Source organism: Autumnicola edwardsiae, assembly GCF_031846505.1.
Lineage (GTDB): Bacteria > Bacteroidota > Bacteroidia > Flavobacteriales > Flavobacteriaceae > Autumnicola > Autumnicola edwardsiae.
Window position 1 is genome coordinate 1 of sequence record NZ_JAVRHP010000041.1, and the last position, 21,919, is coordinate 21,919.

Consider the following 21,919-nt stretch of genomic DNA (forward strand, 5'->3'; position numbering starts at 1 on the left):
TTATCTATCCCAGAACTATTAAGCTACTCCTTCCATTTGATATTGCAACCAATGCTGGGTCTTTGCGACAAAGAAACTTTACGATTATTTAATACAGCATCCATGGCCTCCCGTAAGTCCCGCCCGTTTACAGGAATACCATTACCGGGACGGGAATTGTCCAGCTGGCCCCTGTAGATAAGCTTCAACTCATCATTAAAAAGAAAAAAATCGGGTGTACACGCAGCTTTGTAAGATTTGGCAACTTCCTGAGTCTCGTCGTACAGATACGGAAATGAATACTGCTGCTTCATGGCATGATCTTTCATAAGAACAGGATGGTCTTGTGGATATCTTTCTACATCGTTGCTCATAATGGCGGCAAATCCAAAACCCGACTGGCGGTAATCGTTGGCCAGTCGTACTATCTCATTATTTATATGCTTAACAAACGGGCAATGGTTACAAATAAACATTATCAAAGTTCCTTTTTCACCCCTGATATCTTCTAGGGTGTAAAAATGATCTGTGATACTGTCCTGAAGCCTGAAGTAAGGAGCAATAGTATCCAACGGTAACATGAAGGAAGGTGTTCTCGACATTTTTTATTTAAAGTTACAAATTGATGTGGAAATTAGAGAGTTTTCAGTAATTTCAGTTGGAAAAAGTATAGTTATGGATCTATCCTGGCAGGATTTTGAAAAAGTGGAGATGCGGGTTGGAACAATTACAGAAGTAAAGGAGTTCCCGGAAGCCAGAAAACCAGCTTTTCAGCTAAAAATAGATTTTGGGGAACAAATAGGTTTCAGAAAATCTTCGGCCCAAATAACGAGCCGTTATAAGATGGAAGATTTAAAGAATAAACAGATTATTGCTGTAGTAAATTTTCCGAAGAAGCAAATCGCCAATTTCATGAGTGAATGCCTTGTTCTTGGCGCTGTGGGTAAGCAGGACGATATTGTGCTTTTAGAGCCTGGCTTTAAAGTAAAAAACGGCTTAAGAGTTGGATAACTGGAAAGCCATAGGATTTTCTCTTACAAAACAGCATAAAAAAAACCGCCCTTGTTGAGTAAAGGGCGGTCAAATTTTTGAAAATGTAACTTTTCTAGATATCGTCAAAGCTTACATCTGTAAAAGCTTTTGGAGAGGTAGTTGTAGCAGCTGCTGCTGGTGCAGCATTTGTTTCTTCCTGCTCTTCAGGCTTAAAATTTTTCTGATGGCGCTCACTAATTACCTCTTCACCTTTTTCGTCCAGGATAAAATCTGTCATTTCTTTTAGAATCTCATTGAATCCTGCAAAGTCTTCTTTGTACAAGTAAATCTTGTGTTTCTTGTAATAAAAAGATCCATCATCGTTAGTAAATTTCTTACTTTCTGTGATGGTTAGGTAATAATCGTCAGCCCGGGTAGCCCTTACATCAAAAAAATAAGTTCTTCTTCCGGCTCTTAGCACTTTAGAGAATATTTCCTCTTTCTCCATCGTTCCCTTGTCGCTCATAAATAAATGCTTTAGTTGGTTTTTATTTGCTCTTCAAAAATCTAAAAATTATTAACATTTAGCAAAGAATTTTCACATTTCTTTTTCATTTAACTGTTTTGCATATAGCTCTTTATAGTATCCCGTCTCGTTTATTAATTGGGAATGAGTACCTTGTTGCACTATTCGCCCGTCTTCCAGGATGATTATCTTATCTGCGTTTTTAGCTGAAGAGATTCTGTGACTAATTATAATAGTCGTTTTATTTTGGGAAATTTTAAAAAGATTATTCAGGATTTCTTCTTCAGTTTCTGTATCTACAGCTGAAAGACAGTCGTCAAAAAGCAAAATCTCGGGATCATGAATTATGGCTCTTGCAATAGAAACCCGCTGTTTTTGGCCACCGGAAAGGGTAATCCCACGTTCTCCAAGCACGGTATCATATCCTTTGCTGAAGTTCACAATGTTTTTGTGGACTGAGGCATTTTTGGCAGCTTCATATATCTCCTCTTCGATCGCGTTTGTTTTTCCGAATTTTATATTGTTTTTGATAGAGTCACTAAACAAGAAGGCATCCTGAGGAACGTAGCCTATACTTTTTCTAAGACTATCGAGGTTTAAGTTCTGGATATTTCTTCCGTCGATGGTAATTTCGCCCTCTTCCACATCATAAAGGCGCCCTATAAGTTCCAGTATTGTTGATTTTCCGGCACCTGTTTTACCGATAATGGCGAGGGTTTCTCCATTTTTAACTTCAAAAGAAATATTTCTTAAAGCGGTGATGTTTGTATCATCGTAGGTGAAGCTTACATCCTTAAAGGCAATAGCTCCTTTTATGTTATCTTCAGAACTTTTCTTGTTTGTAATTTCAGGTTTTTCGTCCAGAAATTCATTGATTCTCTGCTGGGACGCAGATGCCTGTTGAACCAGTGAAGTTACCCATCCAATAGAAGCTACAGGCCAGGTAAGCATGTTTACGTACAGCAGGAACTCTACAATAACGCCGAGATTTTCTATTTCGCCATTTAGATATTTTCTTCCGCCTATATAAATTACCAGGATATTACTTATCCCAATAAGCAGTACCATGAGCGGAAAAAAGAATGCCTGTACTTTTACAAGGTCGAGATTTTTATCGCGGCTGCCGTTAGAAAGTTCTACAAAGTCACTGTTGGTGTGCTGCTCCATCCCGTAGGATTTAATCACGGCAATTCCGCTAAAACTCTCTTGTGTAAAGGTGTTTAGCCTCGATAGATATTGCTGTACAACGGTGCTGCGTTTATGGATGTCCACGCTTAATTTATAAATAGCATAGGATAAAACCGGCAGGGGAATCACTGTGTAAAGTGTAAGCTCTGGCGCAGCATCTATCATATAAATTAAAACCACAACGGTAGAGGTGAAGGTAGTGACACTGTACATAATAGCGGGCCCAAGGTACATTCGTACCTTAGATACATCTTCGCTAATCCTGTTCATTAAATCTCCAGTACGGTTTTTCTTGTAGAAATTAAGCGATAGATCCTGGTAGTGCCGGTAGACTTCGTTCTTAAGGTCAAATTCCATGTGGCGCGATACTACAATAAATGTTTGCCGCATGAGAAACGTGAAGAACGCAGAAATTAGCGTGGCACCTACAATAATCATTATATTGTAAGCCAGTTCGCTGCGTACTACAGAAAGTTCTGTAATCTCGCCTTTTATGTAATCTTCAATTACGTTTGTGGAATCACCAATTAAAGGAATATAATAAATGGCAAAAATACGTGCGGCTATGGTTATTACCAGTCCGCTAATAAGCTTCCATTTATACTTATAAAAATATTTATTAAGATGTTTTAAGTGCTTCATTAAGCCTGGAGGTTCAAATGATCCAATTTATCAAAAAAAGTGCTCAGATTAATTTCAGTGTTTTATAAAAGCAAGCTAAAAGGTTTACATGCGCTTTTGACAACAAACTCAAATAATCAGCAATTTTTTTGGGTGCAAAGATACAGGTTTATAAGCAATTATTGGTATATGGCTTAGAGTTTCAGTGCTACTGTTGCACCACAGTTGGTAGAGACAGAAGATGTGTTATGTAAGTTGGTTACATACATTTTTTATTTTGTGGATTGCGTAATACCGGCTAAGCAAAGATTGAATTCAGAAAAAAACCTGTTTTCAAGTAGTCAGTTTTAAATTATTGGTATTTTTGCAGCGCGTAATTAATTTCGCTTTTCTAATTATTAAAGTTCTTTTACACTTATGTTGACAAGAAGACATATTCGCGTTAAGGTCATGCAGTCGTTATACGCCTTTAATCAAAGCCAAAATGACAGACTTGCCACGGAAGAAAAATTTCTTAAGAAGAGTATGGAAGATATGTATGATCTCTACCTGCTCCAGTTAAACCTCTTTTCTGAAATAAGGGGGAAGGCAGAAAAATTTCTTGAGAGATCCCAGCAGAAGCACCTGGCCACGAAGGAAGATAGAGATCCAAACAAGAAATTTCTTGATAATAAAGTCTTCAAAATCCTTGATGAGAATGAGCATTTGCGCCAGGTTTTAGAAGATCATAAAATAACTCACTGGAAGAGGGATGACGAATATGTGACTATTGTTTGGGAAGAAATCAAAAAAAGTGAACTTTATGGAGATTACATGCACACCCGCAATTCCTCTTTTAAAGAAGATAAGGATTTTGTTATTGAAATCTTCAAACAAATAATAGCTCCCAACGATAAACTCTACGAATATCTGGAAGATAAAAAATTGACCTGGCTGGATGACCTTCCGTTAATTAATACGGCAATTTTAAAGATGCTTCAAAAGCTTAAAGAAACTTCAGCCGATTCATTAAAGCTTACAAAACTTTTTAAAAGTCCGGAGGATAAGGAGTTTGCCATCGAGCTATTCAGAAAAACCTATCTCAATGATGAGGTACTTTCTTCAGAAATGTTGGGGAAAACACCTAACTGGGACAAAGATAGAATTGCTGAAGTGGACATGGTCCTCATAAAAATGGCAATTTGTGAGTTTATGAAATTCCCTTCAATTCCTGTAAAGGTTACTATTAATGAGTATCTGGAGATTGCAAAGGAATACAGTACCCCTAAAAGCAGCATTTTTATTAATGGTGTTTTAGATAAATTATCCCGGGAATATAAAACCGAAGGGAAATTAAATAAAATGGGCCGCGGCCTGATGTAGTAAAGAATTTTTATTAATTTTAAACTTTAAATATTTAAATAAATTATTATGAAAAAAGGACTTTTAATGATAGCAGCAGTTGGAGCGCTGCTTTTCTCTTCTTGTAAGGATAACAACAATGCCTCAGACAAAGTAAGAGCAGAAAATGTGGAAACAGCTGCAGAGCGTGATGCTCAGGATACCGTTTATCCGGAAATTTCTTTTGAAGAAGAGGAATTCGATTTTGGAACTATCCAAAAAGGAGAGAACGTAGAACATATTTTTAAATTTACCAATACAGGAAGGGCACCTCTTGTAATTACCAATGCTACAAGTTCTTGTGGATGTACAGTGCCAGATGCTCCCAACGAGCCAATCGCACCGGGAGAAACTGCAGAAATGACCGTAAAATATAATGGTTCAGGAAATGGGCAGGTTACTAAAACCGTTACCGTATCTGCAAATACCGAAAAAGGAAAAGAGCAGGTAAAAATTAAAGCTTTTGTAGAAGCGGGAGAAACCAATAGCTAGAAAGAACTATATGGATAATTTAGCGCAGTTTGCCCCAATAATCTTAATGTTTGTAGTGGTGTATTTCTTTATGATACGTCCACAAATGAAAAAGGCAAAGCAGGAAAAAAACTTTGTTGAAGAACTTAAGAGAGGTGACAGGATTGTTACTAAAAGTGGGATGCACGGCAAAATTTTAGATTTTAGTGAGAAAAATAATGCAGTAATTATAGAAACCGGGGCAGGGAAAATTACTTTTGATCGTTCTTCCATTTCTATGGAAATGAGCAAAAAACTTAATGAGCCTGCAAAGCCGGCAGTAAAGGAAAAGAAATAATTATACTTGCGTTAGCCTTTGAGGTAACAAAAATTTTAAAAACCTGTGAAGTTAGTTTCTTCACAGGTTTTTTATTTCTGGAATTTCCTAGTTTGGACTAAAATAAAAGAGTGATTTTTAGTCGAAATTCAATGTGTTTTTTAAAGCAAGATAGAACCATTTACACTAATTAGTTCGGAATCAAAATCTCTTGAAATTGATTTTTCACCTCGAAAAAAAACTATACTTTTAGTATAGAAAACCGGGTGCTTTAAGCTGGAGTGGAATTATCTGAAGCCCTTTAATAAAAGTTACATTGGGTTTTAACTCATATAAATATTCCGGTAAGTGCTATCCGGAATAAGAAGTTAACCGAGCCCAAACTATAATGGCAGAACCAAGTAAAAATAAGGCTGTTAAAGACGCCTACCGGAAAGAATGGAAAGAAGTAGCCGATTCAGTATCCTCAGATCCTGAAAACGGACTTTCCCATAATGAAGTAGAAAAAAGGCTTGACAGGCATGGCCGTAATAAGCTTAAGGAAAGTAAGCAGCGTAGCATTTGGCAAATTATTCTTTCTCAAATAAATAATCCGGTTATTTATCTGCTTACCGCGGCAGCTGCCCTTGCTTTTGCTTTCGGGGATATCCCCGAGGCTGTGGCAATCCTTGCCGTTCTGCTGGTTAATACCATTATTGGTTTTTGGATGGAATACCAGGCCCAAAAATCTATGGAAGCCATTAAAGAAATGGATAAGATCCAGGCGCGGGTTTTAAGAGATGGAAAAGATATAGAAATTGATGCTGAAGAGGTTGTTCCCGGGGACGTGCTGCTGTTAGAAGCCGGAGACCTTGTATCGGCTGATGCCCGTTTAGTGGAGGCCACTGAGTTAAAGGCCGACGAGGCACCGTTAACCGGGGAATCTGTTCCTGTAGATAAAACTACAGAAATTATTGAAGATGAAAAACAGGTGGCAGACCGTACCAACATTGTGTACAAGGGTACAGCTATTACCGGGGGCAAAGGAAAAGCTATTGTTTTTGGAACCGGGATGGATACTGAAATGGGAAATATTTCGGCCATGGTGCAGGAACAGGAAGATGAGGAAACGCCTCTTAACTTAAAGCTTAACAAGTTAACCAAAAATCTCATCTGGGTCATTTTGGCCATGGCAGCTGCCTTCTTTTTAATTGGCTGGATCGCAGGAAAAGAAGTATATCAACTGGTGCAAACATCTATAGCCTGGGCTATTGCCGCAATTCCCGAAGGTTTGCCAATTGTTGCCAGTATTGCCCTGGCGCGTGGTATGTACCGACTTTCGAAAAAGAACGTCCTGATTAAAAAATTAAGTGCTGTGGAAACTCTGGGCGAAACCACTGTGATTTTTACTGATAAGACAGGGACGCTCACAAAAAATGAACTTACTGTAGATAGCTTTTGCCTTCCCGAAAAAGAGCTTATAAAAGTGGACTGGCATGGCGGTAAAAAACCTACCCTGGAAAATACCGAAAATCCCGAAGAAAATGAAAACTTCAGCCATATGCTGAAGATTTCAGTTTTGGCCAATGACGCTTCCCTGGGAAACGATAATGAAGCTCCTGGGAAAGAAGAAAAAAAGGAAACATATTCTTCCGGAGATTATTCAGAAGGGGATAATAGTAAGCACGATAAAGATGAAGAGAACGGCGATGACGATAAAAATGTTTCGGCTAAAGGAGACCCCCTGGAAATTGCTCTGCTGAATTTTGTGAGCCGGTTTGACAAAGATTTTTATAGAGAAAAGCGTGGACTGGAGCGAAAGCTGCACGACCCTTTCGACTCGGAGTCTATGGTGATGGGCACCGCCTACAAAGAAGATGATAAATTTTATATTGCGGGGAAAGGCTCTACAGATGCTATCCTGGACCGCTCACATAAAATACTGATAAAAGGGGAGCTTAAAGATTTGTCTGAGGATCAAAAAGAAAAGTGGAAAAAACAAAATAATGATCTGGCTGAAAATGGCCTGAGGGTACTCGCATTTGCATATAAAGAAACAGATACACTTCCAGAAGGAGACGAAGCTGAGGATTTTTTACAGGAACTTACACTGGTTGGACTTATTGGCTTTCTGGACCCACCGCGTGTAGAAGTGACCGACTCTATAGATGGCGCCAAAGCTGCCGGAATTAAGGTAGTGATGGTAACAGGGGATCATCCCGGTACCGCAAAGAACGTAGGGAGGCAGGTCCATCTTTCTGAAGAAGATGAGCAAAAAGATTCTGAAGTACTTCACGGAAAGCATCTTCAGGAAGAACTTGAAAAAGATAACAACGAGAAGTTGGTTACCACACCTATTTTCTCCCGTGTAGATCCTGAACAAAAGCTGAAACTTATTCAGCACTACCAGGACGAAGGGGAAATCGTGGGTATGACCGGTGACGGGGTGAACGATGCGCCCGCCCTTAAAAAAGCTGATATTGGGATCGCCATGGGCAAGAGGGGGACTCAGGTGGCCCAGGAAGTATCAGACGTTGTTCTTAAAGACGATTCTTTTGAATCTATAGTGAAAGCCATTGAACAGGGGCGTACCATTTTTGGAAATATAAGGCGGTTTGTGATGTATCAGCTCTCCTATCACCTTGCAGAAATCCTTATTATCGCCCTAATGAGTTTTACGCTCTTTATCCTGCCCATTTTACCTTTGCAGTTGCTGTTTCTTAACCTGTTGTCTGATGTCTTTCCCGCACTGGCATTGGGGATAGGAGAGGGCAATCCGCATGTGATGAAGTTGCCGCCCAAGGATCCGGAAGAACCAATAATTACCAGGAAAAACTGGACGCAAATTGTTATTTACGGGATCATAATTGCCCTTTCGGTAAGTGGTGCTTATCTTTATTCTCACTACGTGTGGGGAGAGCTTGAAGAAATAAATAACAACATTGCTTTTTTTAGCCTTGCGCTTGCTCAATTTCTTCATGTTTTTAATATGCGGGAAGCAGACGAAAACTTTTTCAACAACCAGGTAACCCGGAACAAATATGTTTGGATGGCTATTGGTTTATGCACCGCTGTACTTTTCGCGGCATATTTTATTCCCGTTCTGGCAGAAGTTTTTGCCTTTCAGCGACTGGACTTCAGGGTTTGGATAATCATAATTATTGCCAGTATTCTTCCTACCATTATTATCCAGGCGATTAAAATGATATGGAAAGATTTTTAGAAAAATTCAGGATTGGCGGAGAAAAAAAACGTATTTATTCGTATTTGCTACATGTTTTAAGGTGTAAATGGCGAAATATAATCAGGAAAGATGAGAATTACGGAAGATTGTTATCTACGAGGTTTCAAAATCTTGCTAAAAAAGTGAGAGGCTAAAAATGCCAGTTTTCATACCTTTCTGTAGTGATCGTTTAAACCAAATCCTTTTTTAATTAAAGGGAGTATCTTTTCCAATCTATTCTGCTTCGTGTTTTCCCGTTTTGCTTCAGTAATATAGTGGGTATATTCCCTTTGTTTGCCTTCAGGAAGTTTGGCAAAAGCAGATTTTAATTCTTCGTCCTCTTCAAAAGCGCTTTTTAGTTCAGGAGGTAAAATTAGCTGGGCATTAATTTTTGGTTTTGCTGTATTTCCCAATTTCTGATTGGCTATGGCTTCTGCTACATATTTCAGCAAAACATCGGGATTTACTTCATCTCCTTTCCTGAATTTTATTTGCCTAAGTGCCTTAGTTTTTCCTTCTTGTGCGTTTTCCAGTAAAGATGTGTTTTTTTGAAGTGACACACCATTAAAGAACCAAATTGCACAATGATTTTTAAAAGCAGCCAATCCTACCACATTTTTTCCTTTAAGAGTGTAAACCGGGGCGCCCCATTTTATTTCTTCTTTCAGCTCTGTAGAAATTAACATCTTTCTCAAAACAGAAAGTTCTTCCTGCCAGTTAGGGTGTACTTCTAGATATTGATCTGCTGATTGTACAGGCATAATTTAAGGAGCGGATTAATCATTTATATTGATCTGAAGTAAGCTGGGCCAGTTTTACAATTACTTCGGCAGCTTTCTGCATACTTTCTACGGGTACATATTCGTATTTTCCGTGGAAATTATGCCCACCGGCAAAAATATTAGGGCAGGGAAGGCCCATATAACTTAGCTGTGCACCGTCTGTGCCACCTCGTATGGGTTTAATAATAGGTTTTACACCTACCGCTTTCATAGCTTTTTCGGCAAGGTCCACGATATGTTTTACCGGTTCTACCTTTTCCTTCATATTAGAGTATTGATCTTTAATTTCTATATGTACACAGTCGCGCTCGTATTGCGTACAAATTTCTTCGCCCAGGTCCAGGATCATTTTTTTCCTGGCTTCAAAATGCTTCTTATCATGATCCCGGATTATGTAATGAAGTTCGGATTCTTCAACATCACCTTTCATATTACTCAGGTGAAAAAATCCCTGTCGGCCTTCGGTATGTTCCGGGGTTTCCAGTCTTGGTAAGGAGCTTATAAAATCCTGGGCGATATAAAGGCTGTTAATCATGTTATCCTTAGCGTATCCCGGATGCACACTTTTACCAGTTACTTTTACTACTGCTGAAGCTGCATTAAAATTTTCGTATTCAAGTTCACCAATCTGGCTGCCATCCATTGTATAAGCCCATTCTGCACCAAATTTCTGAACGTCAAATTTATGTGCGCCCCTGCCAATTTCTTCATCTGGGGTAAAACAAATTTTTATTTCGCCATGCTCTATTTGTGGATTGTCAAGAAGGTACTGCATGGCCGTCATGATTTCTGCAATCCCGGCTTTATCATCGGCACCCAGGAGCGTTGTGCCATCTGTGGTAATTATCGTCTGGCCTTTGTACTGCGCTAAATCTTCAAAATATTCAGGAGAAAGGGTGATATTCTTTTCTTTGTTTAAGATAATATCCCCGCCGTCGTAATTTTCTATAATCTGCGGATTCACATTTTTTCCACTAAAATCTGGCGTGGTATCAAAATGGGAAACAAAGCCTATTACAGGTACTTTGTGTGCAACATTTGCGGGTAAAGTCGCCATTACATAAGCATGCTCATCTATATTAACGTCCTGCATCCCCATTTCCCTTAGCTCGTCTACGAGTAAATTTGCTAAAGCCCATTGTTTTTTTGTACTTGGGGTAGAATCGCTACCAGGGTCACTTTGGGTGTCAATCTTCACATAGCTTAGAAATCTGTCTAATATTCGCTGCTTATTGGTCATTGTTGTTCATCTTTATTCAAAAATACACATTCGCAAAACGGGTTCAAAACCTTTTAGGTTTTCCTCTCATATTTTTTTCTGAATTAAACTACTTTTGTACAAACCCACTACTATGTATACCTCTATAATTAGATCGGCACTTTTTAGATATGACCCTGAAAAAGTGCATTACTTTACTTTTAATGTTTTAAAGAAAGTCAATAAGATTCCGGGAATATCTTCTTTTCTGAAGAAAAAGTACCAGGTTAATGACCGCAAATTGGAGAGGGAAGTTTTTGGTCTTAAATTTAAAAATCCGGTTGGTCTTGCTGCTGGTTTTGATAAAGATGCAAAATTATATAAAGAGCTTTCCAATTTCGGATTTGGGTTTATAGAAGTTGGTACTGTGACGCCCAAACCGCAGCCGGGCAATGAGAAAAAGAGGCTTTTCCGGCTTAAGGAGGATGCGGCGATTATTAACCGTATGGGTTTTAATAATGGCGGGGTAGAGATCATGGTGGAACGGCTAAAAAAGAATAAGAATGTGCTTATTGGAGGTAACATTGGGAAAAATAAAGTTACTCCTAATGAAAATGCAGTAGAAGATTATAAAATTTGTTTTGAAGCACTTTATGAGCATGTAAATTATTTTGTGGTTAACGTGAGTTCCCCAAATACGCCTAATTTAAGGCAACTTCAGGATAAAGAGCCCTTAACTAATTTGTTAAATACGCTTCAGAACCTAAATCTTGCAAAGCCGAAGCAAAAGCCGATATTGTTAAAAATAGCACCCGATCTTACCGATGCACAGTTGCTCGATATTATTGAAATTATGCAGTCGACCGGAATCGCCGGTATTATTGCCACCAATACTACCATTTCACGTGAAGGTTTAAAATCTGAAAACAAAAAAGAAACTGGCGGAATGAGCGGAAAACCGCTGAAGAACCGCTCTACCGAAGTTATTAGATTCTTATCTGAAAAAAGCAACAAGGCCTTCCCGATAATAGGCGTGGGAGGTATCCATTCTCCAGAGGATGCGCTGGAAAAACTGGATGCCGGGGCAAGCCTTGTGCAATTATACACAGGGTTTATTTATGAAGGTCCGGCGCTTGTAAAAGCTATAAACCATAAGATCCTGGAAGTGGCAGATAGAAACAAGTAAGAGAAAAATTAAAGCTGTAATTTCAATAAGTCGCGTAACCTGTATTTTTAGGTTTTTTTAATTTAAACAGAGGTATCTTCCGCCTTTGGGGGTTGGGGGGCTTTTGCTATCTTTGGATCTATGCAAAAAATAAAGCTTATCGAATGTCCAAGGGATGCAATGCAGGGGATTAAACCCTTTATCCCCACACATAAAAAAGTGCAGTATATCCAGTCACTTTTAAGATGCGGATTCGATACCATAGATTTTGGAAGCTTTGTTTCTCCCAAAGCCATTCCGCAAATGGCAGATACTTCAGAAGTTTTAAAGCAACTTGATCTTTCAAAGACGAACAGTAAACTTCTGGCTATTGTCGCCAACATGCGTGGTGCGCAGGAGGCTTCAGTTTATGAGGAAATCCACTATTTAGGATATCCTTTTTCAATTTCTGAAAATTTTCAGATGCGGAATACCCATAAAACCATTTCAGAATCTGTAGAAGTTCTAAAGAATATTATAGAGATTGCCGGGGATAATAATAAAGAAGTGGTGGCCTATCTTTCAATGGGTTTTGGGAATCCTTATGGTGATCCATGGAATGTGGAAATAGTAGGGGAGTGGACAGAAAAACTTTCGGCATTGGGAGTTAAAATTTTATCATTATCAGACACTGTTGGAAGTTCTACACCAGATGTTATAGACTACTTGTTTTCGAATCTGATTCCAAAATTTCCGAATATAGAATTCGGTGCACATCTGCATACCACGCCTTCCAGCTGGCATGAGAAAATAGATGCGGCATATAAAGCCGGCTGCTACAGGTTTGATGGCGCAATCCAGGGTTTTGGCGGTTGCCCTATGGCTAAGGATGAACTCACAGGAAATATGCCTTCAGAAAAGATGGTTTCCTATTTTAATTCTAAAAAGGCAGACAGCAATGTGAGGATGGGGAGTTTCGAATCTGCATATAATGAGGCCACAAAGCTTTTTACTTCATATCATTAAAAGTTAGATATTTAAAGATTTATTTTTATAATTTCATCCACTTAATAATCAAATTCCTATCTGTGAGCCGGTGCAGAGTTTATTATAAGTTTCCCGAAAGCTTCTCGCAAATAATTAGCTTGCTATAATCGGCTATTTCTAATCAAAAGAGCTTATATTTGCACGCAATTAAATCCTTAATTGCTATGACTGCACACGAATCTAAAATTCTTGGAGAAGGTCTCACATACGACGACGTACTCTTAGTGCCCGCTTTTTCTGAAGTTTTACCGCGCGAAGTCAGTATCCGTACAAAATTTACGAGGAATATTTCCATTAACGTTCCCATTGTATCTGCTGCGATGGATACCGTTACAGAATCTCGTATGGCTATAGCTATGGCAAGAGAAGGAGGCATAGGCGTACTTCACAAGAATATGACAATTGAGCAACAGGCTTTAAAGGTTAGAAAGGTAAAGAGGGCAGAGAGCGGCATGATCATCGATCCTGTTACTTTACCAATTTCGGCAAAAGTGAAAGATGCCAAGGCCCAGATGAGGGAGCATAGCATTGGAGGAATACCCATTGTAGATGGCGAAGGAAAATTGTTGGGGATAGTCACCAACCGTGACTTACGTTTTGAAAAAAATCTTGAGCGGCCAATTGCAGAAGTAATGACTTCAGAAAACCTGGTAACGGTTTCTGAAGGGACTTCGCTGGACCAGGCAGAAGATATCCTTCAGGAGAACAAGATTGAAAAGCTTCCGGTTGTAAATAAGGAAGATAAGCTGGTGGGGCTAATTACCTTTCGGGATATTACGAAGCTTACCCAAAAGCCTATGGCTAATAAAGATAGCTACGGAAGGCTTCGTGTTGCCGCGGCAGTTGGGGTAACACTGGATGCTGTAGACAGGGTGGAAGCTCTTGTTGCAGCCGGAGTAGATGCGGTAATTATCGATACTGCACACGGCCATACCAAAGGTGTGGTGGAAGTTTTAAAAGCAGTTAAAAAGAAGTTTAAAGATCTTGAAGTGGTGGTTGGAAACATAGCTACGGGAGAGGCCGCGAAATTCTTGGTTGAGGCAGGAGCAGATGCGGTAAAAGTAGGGATTGGTCCCGGGTCTATTTGTACTACCAGGATCGTGGCCGGGGTTGGATTTCCTCAGTTTTCGGCAGTCCTGGAAGTTGCTGCAGCTATAAAAGGCAGTGGCGTACCTGTAATTGCAGATGGAGGGATTCGCTATACCGGAGATATTCCCAAAGCGATTGCCGCCGGGGCAGATACGGTGATGTTGGGCTCTTTGCTTGCCGGAACTAAAGAATCTCCCGGTGAAACCATTATTTACGAAGGAAGAAAATTTAAATCCTATCGCGGGATGGGATCTGTTGAAGCCATGCAAAAGGGTTCAAAAGATCGTTATTTCCAGGATGTGGAAGATGATATTAAAAAACTGGTTCCGGAAGGGATTGTGGGAAGGGTTCCTTATAAAGGAGAACTTGAAGAAAGTATCCATCAGTTTGTTGGAGGTCTGAAAGCCGGAATGGGCTATTGCGGCGCTAAAGATATAGAAACCCTAAAGGAGAATGGTAGATTTATTAAAATCACCTCTTCCGGGATACATGAAAGTCATCCGCACGACGTGACGATCACCAAGGAATCTCCTAATTATAGCAGATAAGGTTTATTAGAATTATATAAGATTCGGGATAGTTCTTAAACCGAATTATCATTTCTAAAATATACCTACAAGGTCCTTAAGACCTTGCAGGAAAACAAAAAAGCCTCAGCTAAAAACTGAGGCTTTGTGTTTTTGGCAATTTTCGGCTTTTATTCAGCTTCTAAATTTTCTGTTGAAATTCCCAATTCCTCCATCACCAATTCTGTGATATCATATTGCTCGGCGGCAAAAGCAAGGCTGTTTCCGCCAGAATTAATAATATGGGTATATCCTTCTGCCTGTATGACCTTTTGCATTGCTGCCTCAATTTTTCGGTAAAGCGGCTCTGAGAGTTCATTTCTTTTCATCTGAATCATTACAGAAGCTTTTTGCCTGAAACCTTTTATTTCATTTTCGAGGCCGATAATTTCGGTTTCCTTCTCTTTCTTCTGTTCTTCGGTTAAAGCGGAATTATTTTCCTGATAATCTGCAATTAATGTTTCGTAATTGCTGATGCTTTCCTGCAAATTTCCCTGTAATTCCTCGTTATAACCTTCCAGGCCGGTATTAACCTCGGTAATTTCGGGCATTTTGGAAAGAATAAATTCCGGATCGATCGTACCTGTCTTTGTTTGTGCATTTGCTATTACACTAACGAAGAAAAGTGTAATAAGTAAACCAATTTTTTTCATTTTATTATAAGTTTTTGGCAAATATAAGAGCCACATACAATTAAACGTATAGAAATGGAGAAATTGTTTTTTTTACGAACTTTTTCCGAAGAAAAATTTTTCAAATTAGCAGGGCCTTAAATACCCCGAAAAAAGGTGGGTGCCCAAAATTGGCAATTTTCGACCTTCTGTCCGGCAAACCTTCCGAAGATAGAAGTCATTAATATTTTATCGAAAGTTCTTCAGGATCTTAATTCAACTAAAACCGGTTGTACTAAATTTCAATAGAGGCTTAGCTTGCAGAACCTAATCTAATTCTTATTTTTGCCCATATTTATGGGGCAGAAATTTATGGCATGTATTTGGCAGAGAAATTGAAAGCCTAAGAGAATGAGTTTGAATAAAATATTAAGCCGGCTTGTCTTTATTTTAGTTTTACTTCCGCTTGTGGGATGCGATTACTTTAGTGTGGCAGAGGAACGAAATATAGTTGTTAGGGTAAACGATTCTTACCTTTATGAAGAGGATATAGAAGCCCTGGTAGATGAAAATACGTCTCCTGAAGATAGTAGCTTAATTGTTTCGAATTATATAAACCGCTGGGCTACGCAACAACTTCTTATAGACAGGGCGTTGCTTAACCTTCCGCAGAAACAGCAGGAAGAATTTGATGATCTGGTAGAGAACTACAGGAACGAAATTTATACCAATGCATATACCGAGGCTATAGTTTCCAAGAAACTGGATACGGCATTAAGCGAAGAAGAAATTGAACAGTATTACGAACAGAACAAGGAAAATTTTAAGCTTAATGAGGATTTGGTAAAGGTTAGGTATATTAACCTTGATAAAAATAATACCAATCTGGATAAAATTAAAAGCTGGATTATTCGTTTTAACGACGAGGATAAAGCACAGTTGGAAAACCTTGCCCTTCAGTTTAAAAATTATTCTATGAATGATTCTATCTGGGTTAGGACAAAAGCAGTTTACGACAAGATTGGTCCACTTTCAGCCGATGATCGCAGCCAATTACTAAAAAAGTCGAATTATCTGCAGCTTGAAGATTCCCTAAGCGTATATTTGGTCTATGTAAATGATGTGCTTACACGTAATGAGCAGGCTCCGTTAGAATATGCTTCGGCTACAATAGAACAAATACTTTTGAACAAACGAAAACTGGATTTGGTTAAGGAATTAGAAAAGGATATTACAAAAGATGCAATTAAAAACAATGAATTTGAAATATATAACTAGGATCACAACGGGCATAATGTTTATGCTTTTTGTAGTTGGAATGCAGGCCCAGGAGGTTATTGTAACAGACAGCACAGCCATACAGCCTAAAGAAGAAGTGGCACAGCAAATTACCGAAAATAACAATGAACGCAGAAGGGTTGAGGGAATTGCTGCTGTTGTTGGTGAATATATTATCCTTGACAGCGATATTGACCTGATGTATAAGCAAATGCAGAGCCAGAATATGTCTACGGCAAACGTAACTGAATGTAATCTGGCCGGTTCTTTAATGGAGAACAAGCTGTATGCACACCATGCCGTCCAGGATAGTATCGTGGTGCTGGATGCTGATATTAGAAGTTACATCGATCAACAAATTGCTGAAATGAGCAGGCAGCTTGGTTCTGTAGAAAAAGTGGTTGAATATTATAATAAAGAGTCTGAAGCTGAACTGCGCACAGAGCTTTTTGAGATTAACAAGGAAAGGCAACTTTCTTCCAGGATGCAGCAAAAAATAGTGGAAAGTGTAGAAGTAACCCCTGAAGAAGTGCGGGCTTACTTTGAAGAAATGAAGGAAGATGAACTTCCTGTTTTTGGTGATGAGGTGGAAATCGCTCAAATTGTTGTGCGTCCTGAAATTCCTGAAAGTGAAAAACAGAAAGTAATAGATCGTCTCAACGAATTTAGGGCTGATGTTGTGGATAACGATGCGAGTTTTAGAACTAAAGCTATTTTATATTCTGATGATACCAATACCGGCGGCTCGATTCTCTCTTTAGGAAGAAAAGACAATTTTGTAAAGGAATTTAAGGATGTTGCTTTTAGCCTTCAGGAAGGTGAAGTAAGTGAGCCTTTTCAAAGTGAATTTGGTTTTCATATTATTGAGATCGACAAAATACGAGGTCAACAGGTAGACCTTCGGCATATCCTGTTAATTCCCGGGGTGACAAATGCTACTGTAGAAGAAGCAAAGTCGAAAATTGACACCATAAGAAAGCGTGTTGGTGAAGGTAAACTAGAATTTGCTGAAGCTGCGAAAGAATTTTCAGATGAAAAAGAGACCAGGAATGATGGTGGTAAGTTAAGGAACCCGCAGACAGGTGATACAAAATTTGAACTGACTAAATTAGATCCCAAGATCTACAATCAGGTTGTGAATCTTGAAGAAGGAGAGATGTCTTTGAGGTTAACTGACAATGACGATACAGGAAAGCCCTTTTTTAAACTCATAAAGGTTGTAAAGCGTATACCCGAGCACGAAGCAAATTACGCTACAGATTATCTCAAGATTAAGGATCTTGCGCTACAGGCAAAGCAACTGGAGGCTATAGAAGAATGGCAAACAGAAAAAATTGCAGACACTTATATTAAAGTAAACAGCAAATTCAGGGACTGCGAGTACAATAGTAACTGGTTAAAGAAATAAAATATTTTTAATGTCTGACGTTGCACTTGTAGAAAAGCTGGTAGAAAAGAACCGGCAGTTAAAAAAGGAGATCGCGAAAGTGATCGTAGGTCAGGATAAAGTTATAAATCAAATTTTGCTCTCCATTTTCTCTGGGGGGCATTCTTTGTTAATAGGAGTTCCCGGTCTGGCAAAGACGCTAATGGTAAATACCATTGCACAGGCATTGGGACTGGATTTTAAAAGAATACAATTTACACCAGATCTTATGCCCAGTGATATCCTGGGTTCAGAAATTCTGGACGAGAACCGCCGGTTCAAATTCATTAAGGGGCCAATTTTTGCAAATATCATCCTGGCAGACGAAATAAACCGTACCCCGCCCAAGACCCAGGCGGCACTGCTTGAGGCGATGCAGGAACGGGCGGTGACTGTTGCGGGACACCATTACAAACTTGATCTTCCTTATTTTGTATTGGCTACCCAAAATCCTATTGAGCAGGAAGGAACTTATCCTTTGCCCGAGGCGCAACTGGACAGGTTTATGTTTGCTATTAACCTTGAATATCCAACGTTTCAGGAAGAGGTAGATGTGGTAAAGAGTACAACGACAGATAACAAACCCCAGGTTCAGCCGCTTCTTACAGCAAACGAAATATCGGAAATTCAGCAGGTCATCAGGAGGATTCCCGTTGCAGATAATGTTATAGAATATGCCGTGGGGCTGGTAGGCAAAACCAGGCCTAATGGTGATACAGCGCCCAACTTGGTAAAAGATTATGTAGACTGGGGGGCAGGACCAAGAGCTTCGCAAAACCTGATTCTCGCAGCAAAGGCGCATGCAGCCGTTAACGGTAAATTTTCTCCGGATATAGAAAATGTGCAGGCGGTTGCGATTGGAATCCTTCGGCACAGGATTATTAAGAATTACAAGGCCGAGGCCGAAGGTATTTCTGAAGAAAAAATTATTAAAGATCTATTCTGAAACTTCGCCTGAAGTGATCAGTTTGCTGTTCTGCTTTACTATATCCGGTTAGGTTAGTAATCTTTCTGGATTTCGCGAAACAGAAAATCCGCGATAAAGTTTTCTGATTACTTTCTATGTTGGTTTTTCCATTTTTTCTCCAATAATTTACCTTTTTCGAAGAGAAAACTCATTCATTTGGAAGCCAACAAATTTTAGAAAATGCTAAGCATTTCCTTCATAATTAGCAAATTCTTAAATTTTATCCTTAATTTTTATATTAACGGATATATTAGAGATAAACAGCAAAAAGAGATGAATTATTTCTATTATTTTCTGAATATTGTCTATAACTTTCAAAACCCGTCTGAAATTCGTAAATTTGCGGGACTTTTTTAGAACAAAAAACTTTTAGAACATGGCATACGATATTGATATGATCAAAAAGGTGTATAGCCAAATGGCAGATCGTGTAAACAAAGCACGTGAAGTTGTTGGAAAACCTTTAACACTTTCAGAAAAAATTCTTTATTCTCACCTGTGGGACGGCGAAACTTCTAAGGCTTACGAGAGAGGAAAAGATTATGTGGAGTTTGCTCCGGATAGGATTGCCTGCCAGGATGCGACGGCACAAATGGCTTTACTGCAGTTTATGCAAGCCGGTAAAAAGCAGGTGGCGGTGCCAACCACGGTACATTGTGATCACCTTATCCAGGCTAAAATGGGAGCTGCAATCGACCTTCAGAGTGCGAATAAATCAAGCAGTGAAGTTTTTGATTTTCTGGAATCAGTATCAAATAAATACGGCATTGGATTCTGGAAACCGGGTGCAGGTATTATCCATCAGGTTGTTCTTGAAAATTACGCATTTCCCGGTGGAATGATGATTGGTACCGATTCTCATACTGTAAATGCAGGTGGACTGGGAATGGTGGCCATTGGTGTTGGTGGTGCAGATGCGGTAGATGTGATGGCCGGAATGGCGTGGGAACTAAAATTCCCTAAATTAATAGGTGTAAAACTAACCGGAAAACTTTCTGGCTGGACTGCTGCTAAAGATGTGATCTTAAAAGTAGCGGGAATCCTTACTGTAAAAGGAGGAACAGGTGCGATTATAGAATATTTTGGTGAAGGTGCAAGAAGCATGTCATGTACCGGTAAAGGTACAATCTGTAACATGGGTGCTGAAGTTGGTGCGACCACTTCTACTTTTGGATACGACGACTCTATGGAGCGTTACCTTAAGGCTACAAACCGTACAGATGTTGCCGAGGCTGCAAATGCAGTACGTGAGCATTTAACGGGAGATGATGAGGTTTATGCCAATCCTGAGCAGTATTTTGACGAATTGATCGAAATAAACCTTTCAGAATTAAAGCCTCACCTAAACGGACCTTTTACTCCAGACCTTGCAACGCCAATTTCAGAAATGGCGGTAAAAGCAAAGCAGGAAGACTGGCCTATTAATGTAGATTGGGGACTTATTGGTTCCTGTACCAATTCCTCTTACGAAGATTTAACGCGTGCTGCGTCGATTGCGAAACAGGCGGTAGATAAAAAGATAAAAGCAAAATCAGATTTTGGTATTAATCCCGGGTCTGAACAGATAAGGTTTACTGCAGAAAGAGACGGATTACTTCAGATATTTGAAGATCTTGATGCTACTGTCTTTACAAATGCCTGCGGGCCTTGTATTGGGCAGTGGGACAGGAGTGACCGTAAAGGGGATGAGAAGAACACCATTGTCCACTCCTTTAACCGAAACTTTTCCAAACGTGCAGATGGTAACCCTAATACACATGCTTTTGTAGGTTCTCCAGAAATGGTTGCTGCGATTGCAATTTCCGGACGACTTGATTTTGATCCTACACGGGACAAATTGATAAATGAAGACGGAGAGGAAGTGATGTTGGACGAACCTAAGGGAATTGAATTACCAACAAAAGGTTTTGCTGTGGAAGACGCAGGATATGTTGCGCCAAAAGAAGATGGAAGTTCGGTAGAGGTAAAAGTAGCCGAGGATAGTGAACGTCTTCAATTACTTACTCCTTTTGAACCCTGGGATGGTGAAAATCTCACAGGTGTAAAACTTCTAATTAAGGCTTTTGGAAAATGTACTACAGACCATATCTCTATGGCGGGGCCGTGGCTGCGCTACAGAGGTCACCTGGACAATATTTCCAATAACTGTTTAATTGGAGCGATTAACGCTTTCAATAAAAAGGCAAACTTTGTAAAAAATCAGCTTAACGGAGAGTACGACGGGGTTCCTGCAGTACAAAGGGAATATAAGAAAGCTGGCGTTCCTACAATAGTTGTTGGAGACCATAACTATGGGGAAGGATCTTCCAGGGAACACGCGGCAATGGAGCCACGCCACCTTGGAGTGAAAGTGGTGTTGGTAAAATCTTTTGCACGTATTCACGAAACAAACCTTAAGAAACAGGGAATGTTAGGGATTACTTTTGCCAATGAAGAAGATTACGATCTTATTCAGGAAGATGATACCTTCAATTTTGTTGATCTTGAAGATTTTGCTCCAGACAGGCAGTTAACTATTGAAGTAGTACATGCCGATGGAAGTAAAGATACTATTAAGGCAAACCATACCTATAATGAACCACAAATTGCGTGGTATAGAAAAGGTTCAGCCTTAAACCTTATAAAAGAACAGAACGCGGCTTAAATTGCACTTTGTTCATTAAATATAAAACTCCCGAAAGATCTTTTCGGGAGTTTTTTGATTAAAAAAAGCCCGGAAATACTTCCGGGCTTTCTAATTAGCTATTTTAATCCCCATTTCAAATAGCTAATTTTCACATTTGTGCTATAAGATATTCTTCTATTCTTCCTTTTTGCTTCAGTAACAAATCTGTAAAATTCCTGGAGCTTGAATTCCTATAAAGACAATCATAATAAAGACTAACATTGGATAGTTCGCAAGTTTCACAATTTTCCCAGGTAGGTCTTCTTAATGATGCCGTCATGGCATATTCGAGTTTTACAAAAGGGGAGAGCGCAAGAATGATCGATTTTTTAACTTTGTTTCCGTTGCTTTCTTTAAGTATACTAAAATATTCTTTTAGTTCGCGTTTTATATCTTCCCTTATCGCAATACGTTTATTTAAGATTCCTGTGTATTCCAGATGATCACTTCCTTTATGATCTTCGGAAATGGAATAATACATACTTAGTAAG

The 21,919-nt window shown here is 39.3% G+C and carries 19 protein-coding genes; 12 read left to right on the top strand and 7 right to left on the bottom strand.

The window, feature by feature from the left end; all coding sequences use genetic code 11:
* Positions 1-23: 23 nt before the first annotated feature.
* Positions 24-581: a thioredoxin family protein gene (locus tag RM529_RS09360; protein WP_311484533.1), complete on the bottom strand. Its 558-nt coding sequence runs from the start codon at positions 579-581 to the stop codon at positions 24-26.
* A gap of 73 nt (positions 582-654) precedes the next feature.
* Here RM529_RS09360 and RM529_RS09365 point away from each other — a divergent pair, with 73 nt between their 5' ends.
* Complete coding sequence (locus RM529_RS09365) at positions 655-990, top strand: tRNA-binding protein (RefSeq protein ID WP_311484534.1); 336 nt, start codon at positions 655-657, stop codon at positions 988-990.
* A gap of 94 nt (positions 991-1,084) precedes the next feature.
* Here RM529_RS09365 and RM529_RS09370 read toward each other — a convergent pair whose 3' ends face one another.
* Both RM529_RS09370 and RM529_RS09375 read right to left on the bottom strand, forming a co-directional pair.
* On the bottom strand, positions 1,085-1,477 hold the full coding sequence (locus RM529_RS09370; protein WP_311484535.1) for a PUR family DNA/RNA-binding protein: 393 nt from the start codon (positions 1,475-1,477) through the stop codon (positions 1,085-1,087).
* Positions 1,478-1,549: 72 nt separating this feature from the next.
* Positions 1,550-3,307: an ABC transporter ATP-binding protein gene (locus RM529_RS09375; RefSeq protein WP_311484536.1), complete on the bottom strand. Its 1,758-nt coding sequence runs from the start codon at positions 3,305-3,307 to the stop codon at positions 1,550-1,552.
* 396 nt (positions 3,308-3,703) lie between these two features.
* Between RM529_RS09375 and nusB the strand changes: the two genes are divergently transcribed.
* From nusB to RM529_RS09395, 4 genes are all read left to right on the top strand, one after another.
* Positions 3,704-4,648: a transcription antitermination factor NusB gene (gene nusB / locus RM529_RS09380; RefSeq protein ID WP_311484537.1), complete on the top strand. Its 945-nt coding sequence runs from the start codon at positions 3,704-3,706 to the stop codon at positions 4,646-4,648.
* Positions 4,649-4,696: 48 nt separating this feature from the next.
* Positions 4,697-5,158, top strand: a complete 462-nt coding sequence (locus RM529_RS09385; protein WP_311484538.1) for a DUF1573 domain-containing protein — start codon at positions 4,697-4,699, stop codon at positions 5,156-5,158.
* Positions 5,159-5,168: 10 nt separating this feature from the next.
* A complete protein-coding gene (gene yajC, locus RM529_RS09390; RefSeq protein WP_311484539.1) occupies positions 5,169-5,474 on the top strand; it encodes a preprotein translocase subunit YajC in 306 nt (101 codons plus the stop codon).
* A gap of 367 nt (positions 5,475-5,841) precedes the next feature.
* The gene (locus tag RM529_RS09395) at positions 5,842-8,655 is read left to right on the top strand and encodes a cation-translocating P-type ATPase (protein WP_311484540.1); all 2,814 of its coding nucleotides are present in this window, start codon (positions 5,842-5,844) and stop codon (positions 8,653-8,655) included.
* Between the two features lie 167 nt (positions 8,656-8,822).
* On the opposite strand, the gene RM529_RS09400 is transcribed toward RM529_RS09395, so the two are convergent.
* Positions 8,823-9,416, bottom strand: coding sequence for a YdeI/OmpD-associated family protein (locus RM529_RS09400; RefSeq protein ID WP_311484541.1), 594 nt, complete (start codon positions 9,414-9,416; stop codon positions 8,823-8,825).
* A gap of 19 nt (positions 9,417-9,435) precedes the next feature.
* Positions 9,436-10,677 (bottom strand): peptidase T, encoded by a 1,242-nt coding sequence (pepT, locus tag RM529_RS09405; protein WP_311484542.1) that lies wholly within the window; start codon positions 10,675-10,677, stop codon positions 9,436-9,438.
* A 112-nt stretch (positions 10,678-10,789) separates the two neighbouring features.
* On the opposite strand from pepT, the gene RM529_RS09410 reads away from it, so the two are divergent.
* The 3 genes from RM529_RS09410 (at position 10,790) to guaB (ending at position 14,463) form a co-directional block, all read left to right on the top strand.
* Positions 10,790-11,821: a quinone-dependent dihydroorotate dehydrogenase gene (locus RM529_RS09410; RefSeq protein ID WP_311484543.1), complete on the top strand. Its 1,032-nt coding sequence runs from the start codon at positions 10,790-10,792 to the stop codon at positions 11,819-11,821.
* A 120-nt stretch (positions 11,822-11,941) separates the two neighbouring features.
* Entirely contained in the window at positions 11,942-12,805 is an 864-nt protein-coding gene (locus RM529_RS09415; protein WP_311484544.1) for a hydroxymethylglutaryl-CoA lyase, read from the top strand.
* A gap of 185 nt (positions 12,806-12,990) precedes the next feature.
* Positions 12,991-14,463, top strand: a complete 1,473-nt coding sequence (gene guaB / locus RM529_RS09420) for an IMP dehydrogenase (RefSeq protein ID WP_311484545.1) — start codon at positions 12,991-12,993, stop codon at positions 14,461-14,463.
* A gap of 149 nt (positions 14,464-14,612) precedes the next feature.
* Here guaB and RM529_RS09425 read toward each other — a convergent pair whose 3' ends face one another.
* Entirely contained in the window at positions 14,613-15,134 is a 522-nt protein-coding gene (locus RM529_RS09425; protein ID WP_311484546.1) for an OmpH/Skp family outer membrane protein, read from the bottom strand.
* Positions 15,135-15,503: 369 nt separating this feature from the next.
* Between RM529_RS09425 and RM529_RS09430 the strand changes: the two genes are divergently transcribed.
* From RM529_RS09430 to RM529_RS09445, 4 genes are all read left to right on the top strand, one after another.
* Entirely contained in the window at positions 15,504-16,370 is an 867-nt protein-coding gene (locus RM529_RS09430; RefSeq protein ID WP_311484547.1) for a peptidyl-prolyl cis-trans isomerase, read from the top strand.
* Positions 16,348-17,778, top strand: coding sequence for a peptidylprolyl isomerase (locus tag RM529_RS09435; protein WP_311484548.1), 1,431 nt, complete (start codon positions 16,348-16,350; stop codon positions 17,776-17,778). The genes RM529_RS09430 and RM529_RS09435 overlap by 23 nt, the downstream gene beginning before the upstream one ends.
* 10 nt (positions 17,779-17,788) lie before the next feature.
* Positions 17,789-18,742, top strand: coding sequence for an AAA family ATPase (locus RM529_RS09440; protein WP_311484549.1), 954 nt, complete (start codon positions 17,789-17,791; stop codon positions 18,740-18,742).
* 397 nt (positions 18,743-19,139) lie between these two features.
* Complete coding sequence (locus RM529_RS09445) at positions 19,140-21,407, top strand: aconitate hydratase (RefSeq protein ID WP_311484550.1); 2,268 nt, start codon at positions 19,140-19,142, stop codon at positions 21,405-21,407.
* Between the two features lie 130 nt (positions 21,408-21,537).
* Here RM529_RS09445 and RM529_RS09450 read toward each other — a convergent pair whose 3' ends face one another.
* Entirely contained in the window at positions 21,538-21,909 is a 372-nt protein-coding gene (locus RM529_RS09450; protein WP_311484551.1) for a hypothetical protein, read from the bottom strand.
* Between the last annotated feature and the right edge of the window lie 10 nt (positions 21,910-21,919).

What these genes read in the sequence shown, in the direction of transcription:
- RM529_RS09360 (WP_311484533.1), bottom strand. Translation starts at nt 581, where the DNA reads ATGTCGAGAACACCTTCCTTCATGTTACCGTTGGATACTATTGCTCCT.
- RM529_RS09365 (WP_311484534.1), top strand. Translation starts at nt 655, where the DNA reads ATGGATCTATCCTGGCAGGATTTTGAAAAAGTGGAGATGCGGGTTGGA.
- RM529_RS09370 (WP_311484535.1), bottom strand. Translation starts at nt 1,477, where the DNA reads ATGAGCGACAAGGGAACGATGGAGAAAGAGGAAATATTCTCTAAAGTG.
- RM529_RS09375 (WP_311484536.1), bottom strand. Translation starts at nt 3,307, where the DNA reads ATGAAGCACTTAAAACATCTTAATAAATATTTTTATAAGTATAAATGG.
- nusB (WP_311484537.1), top strand. Translation starts at nt 3,704, where the DNA reads ATGTTGACAAGAAGACATATTCGCGTTAAGGTCATGCAGTCGTTATAC.
- RM529_RS09385 (WP_311484538.1), top strand. Translation starts at nt 4,697, where the DNA reads ATGAAAAAAGGACTTTTAATGATAGCAGCAGTTGGAGCGCTGCTTTTC.
- yajC (WP_311484539.1), top strand. Translation starts at nt 5,169, where the DNA reads ATGGATAATTTAGCGCAGTTTGCCCCAATAATCTTAATGTTTGTAGTG.
- RM529_RS09395 (WP_311484540.1), top strand. Translation starts at nt 5,842, where the DNA reads ATGGCAGAACCAAGTAAAAATAAGGCTGTTAAAGACGCCTACCGGAAA.
- RM529_RS09400 (WP_311484541.1), bottom strand. Translation starts at nt 9,416, where the DNA reads ATGCCTGTACAATCAGCAGATCAATATCTAGAAGTACACCCTAACTGG.
- pepT (WP_311484542.1), bottom strand. Translation starts at nt 10,677, where the DNA reads ATGACCAATAAGCAGCGAATATTAGACAGATTTCTAAGCTATGTGAAG.
- RM529_RS09410 (WP_311484543.1), top strand. Translation starts at nt 10,790, where the DNA reads ATGTATACCTCTATAATTAGATCGGCACTTTTTAGATATGACCCTGAA.
- RM529_RS09415 (WP_311484544.1), top strand. Translation starts at nt 11,942, where the DNA reads ATGCAAAAAATAAAGCTTATCGAATGTCCAAGGGATGCAATGCAGGGG.
- guaB (WP_311484545.1), top strand. Translation starts at nt 12,991, where the DNA reads ATGACTGCACACGAATCTAAAATTCTTGGAGAAGGTCTCACATACGAC.
- RM529_RS09425 (WP_311484546.1), bottom strand. Translation starts at nt 15,134, where the DNA reads ATGAAAAAAATTGGTTTACTTATTACACTTTTCTTCGTTAGTGTAATA.
- RM529_RS09430 (WP_311484547.1), top strand. Translation starts at nt 15,504, where the DNA reads ATGAGTTTGAATAAAATATTAAGCCGGCTTGTCTTTATTTTAGTTTTA.
- RM529_RS09435 (WP_311484548.1), top strand. Translation starts at nt 16,348, where the DNA reads ATGAATTTGAAATATATAACTAGGATCACAACGGGCATAATGTTTATG.
- RM529_RS09440 (WP_311484549.1), top strand. Translation starts at nt 17,789, where the DNA reads ATGTCTGACGTTGCACTTGTAGAAAAGCTGGTAGAAAAGAACCGGCAG.
- RM529_RS09445 (WP_311484550.1), top strand. Translation starts at nt 19,140, where the DNA reads ATGGCATACGATATTGATATGATCAAAAAGGTGTATAGCCAAATGGCA.
- RM529_RS09450 (WP_311484551.1), bottom strand. Translation starts at nt 21,909, where the DNA reads ATGTATTATTCCATTTCCGAAGATCATAAAGGAAGTGATCATCTGGAA.